4 protein-coding genes and 1 pseudogene are annotated in these 10,944 nt (G+C 41.4%); 4 read left to right on the top strand and 1 reads right to left on the bottom strand.

What is annotated here, in order from left to right; genetic code table 11:
• Nucleotides 1-1,593: 1,593 nt before the first annotated feature.
• On the top strand, nucleotides 1,594-2,244 hold the full coding sequence (locus ACFINL_RS08685) for a hypothetical protein (protein WP_375632701.1): 651 nt from the start codon (nucleotides 1,594-1,596) through the stop codon (nucleotides 2,242-2,244).
• 157 nt (nucleotides 2,245-2,401) lie between these two features.
• On the opposite strand, the pseudogene ACFINL_RS08680 reads toward ACFINL_RS08685, so the two are convergent.
• Nucleotides 2,402-3,015: pseudogene (locus tag ACFINL_RS08680) on the bottom strand (type ISP restriction/modification enzyme); the annotation flags it as partial.
• Nucleotides 3,016-3,272: 257 nt separating this feature from the next.
• Here ACFINL_RS08680 and ACFINL_RS08675 point away from each other — a divergent pair.
• The 3 genes from ACFINL_RS08675 to ACFINL_RS08665 all read left to right on the top strand — a co-directional run.
• Nucleotides 3,273-3,452 carry a hypothetical protein gene (locus ACFINL_RS08675; RefSeq protein ID WP_375651404.1) on the top strand — a complete coding sequence of 60 codons (180 nt, stop codon included), beginning with the start codon at nucleotides 3,273-3,275 and terminating at the stop codon, nucleotides 3,450-3,452.
• Entirely contained in the window at nucleotides 3,445-5,205 is a 1,761-nt protein-coding gene (locus tag ACFINL_RS08670) for a ShlB/FhaC/HecB family hemolysin secretion/activation protein (protein WP_375651403.1), read from the top strand. Before ACFINL_RS08675 ends, ACFINL_RS08670 begins: the two co-directional genes overlap by 8 nt.
• Before the next feature lie 91 nt (nucleotides 5,206-5,296).
• A partial coding sequence (locus ACFINL_RS08665; protein WP_375651402.1) for a filamentous hemagglutinin N-terminal domain-containing protein occupies nucleotides 5,297-10,944 on the top strand: 5,648 nt, incomplete at its 3' end.

Here is a 10,944-nt window from a genome sequence, read left to right as displayed (position 1 = left end):
ACATCATCAAAATCTCTTAAGGCTCTAATTCGAGTTAAGAAATGACCATCGATATATTCACAATCATCAATAAATTCGTATTTTGGAGATGTTTTTTCTGTGTTAACAATAGAATTCATTTTTACACCTATTCGTAAATTAGTTTTCAATTGACACCCTATAAGAGCATCGGGTGCTGAAAACACGGCGAATAGTCCGTTGCTATGCTTTTCCCATAAGGGTATTGTATGGCATAGCTACACCCGACAAAATCACTATATATGCTAATCACAGCATAAAAGATAGTCAGTGTTTTAAAAGAAATGGAAAAGGTTTTTTCGCAACCTATTCGCTATTCGAAAGTGTTTTCATCACTTGGTTATTTATATAACAAAATACGTATTTATTGTCAATTAATTTATAAACTTTTTTGATATTTTTTGTATTTTTTAAATACGTTGTGTATTGATAATATCTTATGCTTATTAATTGCTTCTTTTATATTTATGTGCTTTTAAAGCTATATTATAGGTTTTATGAAACGATTGCGTATTTTCTGAATCTATACATTTATAATATTTAGAAACGCTCTCATAATGCGTATTTTAAACTTTATAACCTATCAATTTTGTCACTAAATGGCTTTTAAGATTTCTGTTAATTTCTTTTAATAACACATTTTAGACTTAACAGCCTTTATAGGGACTGTCTTTATAAACAAATGCTTTCATTTGCATTTTTGCTTTCTCTATAGTTGTTATGTTCTTTATAGCCATGGCATCATTTTTCATGTTCATAAGAGAAATGATAAATAGGATAATTGCGATTTATTGTCTGTTATGAAAACACTTATGAAAACATCTCAATAGAAACTGATAATTATAGAGATTAGCAAAATCCTTTTTAATAGGCTTTTGTTATTTTGATTAGTTCTTTTTAAAAGATAAAATTATATTTTTAGTGAGTGATTAACACGTGTCTTATGAAAAGCGTATGAAATTAAAAATTGATTACGTTATCAAAATCCCTTTTATGCATTTTAATCAGTTCTTTTGAATAATAACCTTATGATTTAGAGAATGATTACAACGTGCTTTATGAAAATCATGTGATTCTTTAAAGCTTTTCAAAAGATAGCTTGTAACTCATAAGAGATGCTATCAAGATCATTATGGTTATGAGTTTTGACGGTTTTTTGAGTTTTGAGGGTTGCCCCTTTTAGATAAAAAAACGATAAAAATTAAAAATGTTATTTTTCAATATGTTAATATTTTATAGATCTTAAAAAAACAACCCATATTGATAATATAACCTCTAAATTCAATCAATAATATACGTTTTGAGGGAGGGGTGACGGTTTTTACACCTTCAAAACCTATAAGCAAAATGAATATACATAACACACTTTAAACAAAGCTTTTGATAACAATAAAGCTATCCATTTTAGATTACGGTATAACCTCTTAAAGGCAATGTAAAAAAATCTAATTCTATTTAAGAGTGGATTTCTTAAATTTTGCAAAACAATCTAAAAAAATTATTTAAAAGTTCAAATCGTATCTTTAATTTGAATTATAAATACATTATTAGACTTTTGATATTAATCAAAGGTTTATGATGATGAAGTTTTTTATTTTATTTTGTTTGTTAATACTCACAGCTTGTGGTCCTTGGGATAATCAAGTAACACACTTGACCGGAATTGTTGATCCAAACTACAAGGGACGATTTCAAACCAAAAAGGTGGTTATAGGAGGTGTTGGCATGTCTATTTTTGAGCAAAAAGAACTTGAAGACACCTTTGAGAAATCCCTCGTTAAATACAATGTACAGATATTGAGAGGATTAGAACTTTTCCCTCCAACTCGTAATTATTCCTATAACGAGAAAGAGAAAATTATAACAAATAAAGGCGCAGATGCACTCCTAATAGTTAGCGTTGATAATCGTGCTATATCACAGACGTATATCCCGCCAACATATCATCCAGGAACCTCTACAAGTACTATTTCGGAAGTTGGACACTTTACTACCATAAGAACTGTAACGACACCAGGTTATGTGAGCGGTGGACATAATATTAGTAAGCCCGGCATAAGCGTTAGTGTTTACCTTATTCACAATACAAAAAACAAAGAAACCATATGGCTAGCAAAAGGCTCTAGCAATGGAAATGCTTTTGCATCATTTTCTAATCTCATAGTAAGCGTTGCAGAAACAACTGTCGAGAAACTAGCCAAAGAGGGGCTTATCGTCCCAAAGTAGAGTATCTAAAATTGCAAGTTTCTTCTTTTTAGAATAACGCATATAGACTATCCTTTTAGGATTATATGTAAGCAACTTAACAAAAGAGGTATAGATATGATTATAAGCTCTATACCCCTTGTGAGGTTAACATGCCTATCATCTGAGCATGCCAAATCTATTCAGTTTCTCTAATTTCTAATTTTGGTAAGTTTTTAACAATTTTCATTGTTTCTAAACTTACAGTGATAACCCTTTGAAATAACTCTAGAGGGTAGGCAGGGTTGCCAATGGTTTCAACAGCATAACGATTGGCATCATTAACAATGCCACTCTTTTTATCAGTCTTAACACATTGACGCCCCATAACCGATTCAAGAGAGATATCTGTCATGATGATATTGCTATTATAAATAACAGTTGATTTATCCTTTTCCTTACTATTCCCAGCAAATTTCATTTCAGTCACATAATAAAACTTTTCTGGATTAGGGATGTCAGTTAATTTTGGATTGCCTTTTTTAAAGGTCACTGGATACGGCTCTACAGTTTCATAATTTACGTGCAAATGACCGAGTTCACGCCCTGCTGTCACAAATTTCCAAAAATCATCAGCCGTTTTTACGCAAGGGATACGAGGCAATTCTTTGCATAAATTATCAGCATAACGGGTGCGATAATCTTCTGAATGCAAAAGACCGTAAACATAATAAAACAGATCATCTTTAGTGTTTTTTCATTGGGATAAACGGCTTTTAAATATGCTAATTCTTCATCAGTTATGGCATTACGCATTTTCTTTTTTTCTTATTTTAGTAAATAAGCGATTGTCATGCTATTTTTTTATCAAGCGACAATCAATGGATAGTTTTTTGTTGTCTCTAATATGTAACAGTTCCAATAAATTTGGTATATTCTATGAATAAGAGGCTTTACTTGAAGCTCAAAATTATATTACATGCGACACCTTAAAATTAAGAAGCATATTAGAGTGTATGATTGTCATTTAACAGTGTCATTGTAAAATCTTCAAAAGCGGGGGAAATGATATGGTTTGCACAACTAATAAAGCAGGTGTACACAGTACAGTCTATGCTTTTTTCTCAGATGTTATAAGTATTACTCTCATCAAAAAATTAAAAAATTGTTACGCGGTTGGCGATTTTTTCTGTGACGCTGATGATATGGTTCATTTTGTTGCTCATTTTGAGGGCACAATGAATGCATAGATTTTTTTTCACTTTTGTTTTTACGGCTATTTTGTGCCTTTTCTCGTTGGCGAGTTTTGCCCAAAACATTCGTGAGAAAGCGATTAATCAATCAGAGAGCATCCAACGACAACAAACGCAACAACAGCGTTTTCAGCAATTGCAGCGTAAAAACAAAACCCATGAGGTATTTTTGCCAGACGATGATACCATATCTCCCTATGGTGCTTCGCCTAGTACAACCTGTTTGCTGATCAAAAGCATTGAATTTGTTGATGTTCAGTTGATTTCTCATACCGACCTTCATGAAGCCATTTCTCTTTGGGAAGGACGGTGTTTGGGGATTGCCGAAATCAATAAAGTGCTCAAAGCGGTGACCAAGCTTTATATGAAGCGCGGCTATATTGCAGTGCGGGCTTATTTGCCTGAGCAAGATTTAAGCGGCGGTCATCTCAAGATCGTTGTTGTTGAAGGTGTGATGGAAGATATTACCCTTGATGGGCATAAAGTTGAGAGGAGACTTCAAGGAGAAATCACCACAGCTTTTCCAAACCTTATTGGAAAGCCGACCAATCTGCGCCAGATAGAGCAAGGGCTTGATCAAATCAATCGGCTTTTCTCACGCCAAGCTACCATTAATCTTGGTGCGGGTAGCAATTCGGGTGGTTCGATACTCGATGTTCATATTGAAAAACAGAAACCTTGGCTTATTACGCTTTCCAGCGATAATCTTGGCGCTAAAGCAACAGGGCTTTATCAAACGCGCTTGAGCCTTTCTTTTGATGATCTGTTGGGGATCAATGATCAATGGTCGTTGAGCTATCAGCGTTCTATGGATGGTAGTCCGTATCATTTTTCTCACAAGCGCCCCAATAGTGATACTCTAACGGGATCATTTTCTCTACCCTATGGCACTTGGACAACAGGTTTTGATGGGACGTGGAGCCAATATCATTCGAGTGTTAAGGGAATATTTTCCGATATTATGACAGCGGGTAAGTCTTTATCGCTGACACCGTGGATTTCACGGGTTATCGACCGTGATCAAGAGGGAAAGACCTGGCTTACAGGACGGTTGACATGGAAATATTCTGATAATTTTATTATGGGCAGTCGGGTTGATGTTTCCAGCCGTAAATTGGCTATTGCAACCTTTGAGCTTGATCATTCGCGCAAGTGGCTTGGAGGAGAATTAAGCGCGCATATAGGGTTTCATAAAGGGTTGGCAATTCTTGGCGCTTATGACGATAAAGAGCAAGAGAATGCAACAAAAAATTCACCCAAAGGGCAATTTTCCAAATTGTCTTTTTCCCTAGGCTACGTGCGTCCTTTTTCGCTCAAACAATATAACTTTCGCTATAACACGCTGTTTTCAGGACAATTATCACCCGACACGTTGTTTAGTTCAGAACAAATATCGCTTGGTGGTAGTTCCTCTGTGCGTGGGGTGCGTGAGGCGATTTATTACGGCAATAATGGGGCGTTTTGGCGCAATGAATTGTCGCTGTTGTTGCCAGGTTTTTCTTCGAGAATGGGGCGTAAATTTATGAGCCAATTTGCCCCTTATATGGCGCTTGATCTGGGGGCTGTAGCCAATGATGTAAACAAAAACAGTTTTGGCGGGAGCCTCGTTGGGGCAACTCTTGGTTTCCATGCAACCGGAGACATTACGGATATTGATGTGTCTTATTCGAATATTTTAACCCAATCGACAGTGCGAGAAAAGGGAAATGCGACAGGGTTATTTCAAGTGCGGGCATTATTGAGATTTTAGAGCAAAGGGGCGGTAAAAAATATCGCTGCGCTGTTTATACCCATATGGGTTGTTTTTTTAAAGAGATAAAGAATTTTATGAGGAGCTGAAGATGCGGGGATTGAAAAATCAAAAGCATAGATTGGGATATGGATACAAGCTATGGCAGCGCGTTCTTTGTGTTTTGCAGCGAGGGATCCATAAGGGGCTTTCACTTGTTTTAAGCTTTTGCTTAGCTTTTCAGCCTTTGTTGTTGCAAGCACAAGCGCTTGGAGCGCGAAGTCCTGTTGCACAAGAGAGCCAAGGGATTAAAGCAGCTGATGGGGTTGGCTCTGTTTTCCGCCCCACGGTGGGGAAAGCCGGCAATGATGTGCCGCTGATTGATATTGTGCGCCCCAATGGACAGGGTCTTTCTCATAACAAATATGACAGTTTCAATGTTGATACCCATGGCGTGATTTTGAACAATTCGACTGAGGAGGTTTCGCGTTCACAGCTTGGGGGATTGGTGCCAGGCAACGGCAATTTGCGTTATAGCGGTGCAGCAAAGGTTATCCTTAATGAAGTGGTAAGTGCCAATCGCTCGCGTCTTGAAGGCGTGAGCGAAGTACATGGGCATATGGCGGATGTTATTATCGCCAATCCCAATGGGATTACCTGTAACGGTTGTGGCTTTATTAATACACCACGGGTGACTTTATCGACTGGACAACCGATTATTGGAGCCGATGGCGCTTTGAGTGGATTGCGTGTTGAGGGTGGAGATATCACTATAGGCTCTCGTGGGGCTGATGGGAGTGCATTAGATATTTTTGATCTTGTTTCGCGCAAGATCAGTGTCGGGGGTCCCATACAGGTCAAAGGAGATTTGGCTGTTATCGCGGGGCGCAATCATTTTGATTATGACAAACGCGAAGCAACTTCTCTTGGTTCTGATGGCAAAGAGCCAGAATTGGCGATTGATTCCAGTGAGTTTGGTGGAATGTATGCGGGGCAGATTCGCGTGATTGCCAATGATAAAGGTGCGGGCGTTAAGATGCGCGGAGACATGGTTGCCAATGCAGGCGCCATGAGATTGACAAGTGATGGCAAGCTGGTAATTGCCAAAGCACGTGCCAAAGGAGCGGTGAAGGCTCACTCCCACCACGATAGTGTACATGTGAAAGATCTGCTTTTCTCAGAAGAAGCAGTTGAACTGAAGGCTTTGAAACATGTTGAACTGGCTGAGCAAGCTCGCGTTGCAGCGAGCGGTACTGTTGATGTGGGCGCCGATCTGATCAAGCTCCAGTCCCATGCTCTTCTAGCAAGCGGTATTGGGAGTGATGGTCAACAGTCAGCGACGGGTTCTTTGCATTTACAGGCAGCAAAGCTTGAGGCGGGGAATGGGCGGATAGCCGCCGGTGATCTTTTAGAGATCCAAGCAGCAACAATTGATCTGAGCCGCATGCAAGACAATGATCAAACAGGGGTTTCTTCCCTTGGCGATCTGACCATTAAAACCAATCAAATCAGCGCTTTAAACAACCATATTGGTGCCAAGGGGAATATTGTCTTGAGCGCCGATGATGCGCTCACTGTAGGCGCTGGACATTATAGCGCCGGCGGCTCTCTTTTGGTGGAAGCAGCAGAGCTTACATCACGTGCGCGCTTAGTGGCAGAGCAAAAAGTTGACCTTTATGCGCATCACGGTGCCCTGATCCAAGAAGGCACTGTCTGGTCCAATGGGAAGATAACGCTGGATGCCCATGGTGCCCTCAATCACACGGGTGATATTGTCAGCATGCAGCAGGTTGCCTTGACAGCGGGTAGCATGCTCACAACCTCTCAAGAGAGCACGATTTTAAGTTATGATGTGGTTTTGAGTGCTGATGCTTTAACCCAAGCAGGGACTGTGGAAGCCCAAGAAGGAGCATTAACCCTTCAAGTGCGTGATGGGGTTATCAATAGCGGCACAATGCGCGGTGAGAGTGTCGATGCTCATATTGGTGCATTTACCAATCAAGGGACGTTTATTGCAACCGATGATTTGCATTTGATGGTAAGCACACAAGAAGGCGCCGATCCGCAACAAGCCTTTCTGAAGAATACATCCGAAGGTGTCCTTCAAAGTGGTGGCGTTTTTGTTGTGACCGCAGGGCAATTAGACAATGCCGGTGTGCTTGGCTCTAGTGGTGAGAATGTTGCCCTCAATGTGGCAGGGAATGTCAGCAATAGTGGGCTGATTTACGCCAAAAAATCTATGGACGTATTCAGTGATGGTGATTTAACCAACACACAGGGCAGAATGATTGCAGAAGAGGCTCTCAGCATTGGTGGGCTGAAAGAGACACGTGCTGGTCATATAAATAATGAGGCTGGTCTTCTCAGTGCTTTAGCCGGTGAGATGAAGATTGTTGCAACGTCTTTTGTCAATAAAAGCGCTGAAACGACAAATTCAGAGCAACAAAACGCTACACATGATGAAGGTGCGCATGTTTTAGCGCGGGATGGTTTACGCATTAATGTGGGCAGTTTTGAGAATGTTGATGGTCTTATTTCTACGCAAGGGGCAGTCAATATTGTTGCAGATAGTGTGATCCAAGCAGGGCACATAGAGATTGAGCGTGGTGACCTTCAACTGACCAGCCATGGTGATTTAAGCAATAGTGGCACGATAGAAAGCAATGATATCATTGTTTTGCGTGCGCAAACAAATCTCAGCCAAACGGGGCGCATTGTTTCACAAAAGCGGATAGAGCTTTCCAGTGATGGCATATTGACAATGGGCGAGTCAAGTGAGGTTGGTGCCTATGATGTAACGCTGAAGGCAGGCACACTCACCCAAGCTGGGCTTGTGGAAGCGCAAGGCGGGGTACTTACTCTCAACAGCCATGATGTTTTAAGCAATTCCGGTATCATGGTGGGCGGTGTTGTTGATGCGAAGCTTGGGTCTTTAGCCAATTCAGGTCAGCTTTTAGCCAGTGACAGCTTTACGCTTATAGCAAAAAGTCATGATCCGTCATTGGGGCAAGTTGCTCTGGTTTTAAATGGTGAAGACGGTGTTCTCAAAAGTGGTGGCGCTTTTGTTTTAACCGCAGATGTTTTGGACAATGCCGGCAGTATTGGCTCAAGTGGTGATGGGGTTGCGCTCAATGTGAGCGCTGATCTGAGTAATAGTGGGCTGATTTATGCCAAGAAATCTGCCATTTTCTCCTTAGATGGGGATTTTATTAATAAGTTTGCCGATGTCATTGCTGAAGACAATCTCATCATCCGTGGTTTAAGTGGAGAGCGGGCTGGTCATGTGATCAACAGCTCGGGTCTTTTAGAAGCCGTGTCAGGCGATATGACCTTCGATGTCTCAGCGCTTACCAACATGCGTGAAGGTGGGGTTGAAGTTAGCGATAAAGTGGTGAATCGCAATGTCTATGAAACATCACATACTGAAACAGATGGGTGGTTTTTTGTTGATACAACTACCACAACTACCAGAGTTACAACGACGGTTAGTCAGCAGCAGCCTCATTTTACCAATAATGCTGCCCAGATTTTAGCAGGGCGTCATCTCACGGTTCATGCCGGCGATATCCGCAATAGTTATAGTTTAATTGCTGCCAATGGCAACATTGTGATGCATGGCGATACGCTGCTCAATGAGGGGCGTGATTTAACCGAAACAACCAAGATTGAGACGACAACACGCATTGAGACTACATCTGGTGATATTTTGGGTGCAGGGGTGGCTCAAATAGGAGATACAGACACATCGGAATATGTTGATGATCCTGTAATAATCACGCGCACTTATGATGCTGTTTACGGCACGATTGAAGCTGGTGGCACGCTTGATGCCAAGTTGACAGGCTATATTGACAATCATGCGGTGCGTGAGGGGGTTGAGCAAGTTGGCTTAAGCTCTGGCGATAAAGGTTTGGCTGGTGTTAAAAACACCGATTTTGACGGTTCCAAACCACTGATTAGTGATGATCGATTAGACGGTATTATCAATGGTTTGAAAGGGCACAAAGGGCTTTTTGCACCAAGCACAAAAACACCCGCACCAGAATCCATACAGGTGCCAACGCAAGACGGGCTTAGCTCTGTTAAGACAGAATTGGACCAGACCCAATCACCGGATGTGCCGTTTTTAGTTGAGACGCGACAGGACTTTATCAATCCAAGCAAATTTTTAGGATCGGACTATTACTTAAAAAAGATTGGCAATTATAAGCCTGAGAACGTGTTTAAAAGATTAGGGGATGCTTATTTTGAATATCGTCTGGTGGGTGAGCAAATCTTTGAACTGACAGGCAATCGCACTCTTCTTGATGTTGAAGATCCCAATGCTCAAATGCAAAGGCTCTATGACAATGCTGTGGAGCAGCAAGATCCCTTGGGGTTAGTGCTAGGCAAGCCCTTAACGCCTCAGCAAATTGCTGGGATCAAAAAGGATATGATCTGGCTTGAGACCCACCTTGTCGACGGACAAGAGGTCTTGGTACCCCACGTTTATTTGGCACCAAACACTTCTTTAGCACAAGATGTTTATGGGGCAAAAACGCAGCAAGGAAACCTTGCCAGTGCACGTTTGAAAGGCAATGGCGTCACTATAGAGACGGACCGTCTTACCAATAGCGGCACCATATCAAGTAATGGTGCATTGCATGTTTCGACTACGCAAACTTTGTTTAATGATGGTGGTTTTTTGCTTGGCAGCGGTGCTGTAGATCTCAGCAGTGGCGATCTTTTAGCCAATTCTTCCGGTGTTATTCTGGGGGATATCATCACCCTCAATGCGAAGACAATCATTGATGGTACTGCAAAAATCCGTGACACGAATGAATATGGTTTTGTTGATCGCAGTGGGCAGCAGGCTCAAATCATTTCTATACAGGATTTAAACATTCACTCCCTTGGCGATTTAAGCATGACTGGTGGCCAATGGAGCAGTGGCGGTCCGATGACGGTGATTGTCGATGGTTCTGCTACGTTTGGTTCATTAGTGCTAGAGAGTGACCATAAGGAGACATTGGAAAAAGGGCATTATAACGCCCAAAGCAGTGAGCACCGTTTGACAGAAGTCAACAGTGATGGAGATTTGACCATTGTCACAGGTGGTGAACTGAACCTTGAGGGAAAGTTTAAAGCCAAGGGCAATGGGGATTTCACCAGTGGTGGCGCTCTCAACGCGATTTCAGAGCAAGATTTTAACAGTTTTGATTTGGATCTGAGGGGCAAAGAAGGCGACAAATCGAAGCAAAAGAATAAGTTTCGTCAACAATCAACAGAAGTTACTACAAACAAAACCACGATAGAAACAGAGGGCAACCTCTCCATGCATGCGCAAAATGGGGATCTCACGCTTGATGCCATAGGGGCAAAAAGTGGTGGTCAGACGCATTTGGCATCAGATACGGGAAAAATCAAGTTTCTGACCAACAAGGATCAAGATTTTAAGGATGTTTATCAGCGTAATGAAAACCTTGTGTGGTGGAGTGAGAGCGATAAAGGTTACCTTAAGGAGACCATCGAGCATGTCACCATAGATGCTAAGGGTGGCATAAAGCTTGATGCGGGTGATGGCTTTGTTGTTGAGTATCAGGCAACCGGTGATTTAGACAAATCCCTTGAGCAATTGTCTCGCTCTCCAGGCATGGCATGGATCAAGCAACTGCGTGATGATCCAGAATTATCCAAGCAAGTGGATTGGCAAGCAGTTAAGGCTGAATTTAAAGACTGGGATTATAAAGCCCAAGGGCTGACAGAAGCCGGTGCGGCTCT

This window comes from Bartonella sp. AA78NXGY, from assembly GCF_042197005.1.
Classification (GTDB): domain Bacteria; phylum Pseudomonadota; class Alphaproteobacteria; order Rhizobiales; family Rhizobiaceae; genus Bartonella.
This window is presented reverse-complemented; position numbering and strand designations above follow the sequence as displayed.

Excerpts from the sequence above, each read along its gene's own strand:
- ACFINL_RS08685 (WP_375632701.1), top strand. The coding sequence starts at position 1,594 with ATGATGATGAAGTTTTTTATTTTATTTTGTTTGTTAATACTCACAGCT.
- ACFINL_RS08670 (WP_375651403.1), top strand. The coding sequence starts at position 3,445 with ATGCATAGATTTTTTTTCACTTTTGTTTTTACGGCTATTTTGTGCCTT.
- ACFINL_RS08675 (WP_375651404.1), top strand. The coding sequence starts at position 3,273 with ATGGTTTGCACAACTAATAAAGCAGGTGTACACAGTACAGTCTATGCT.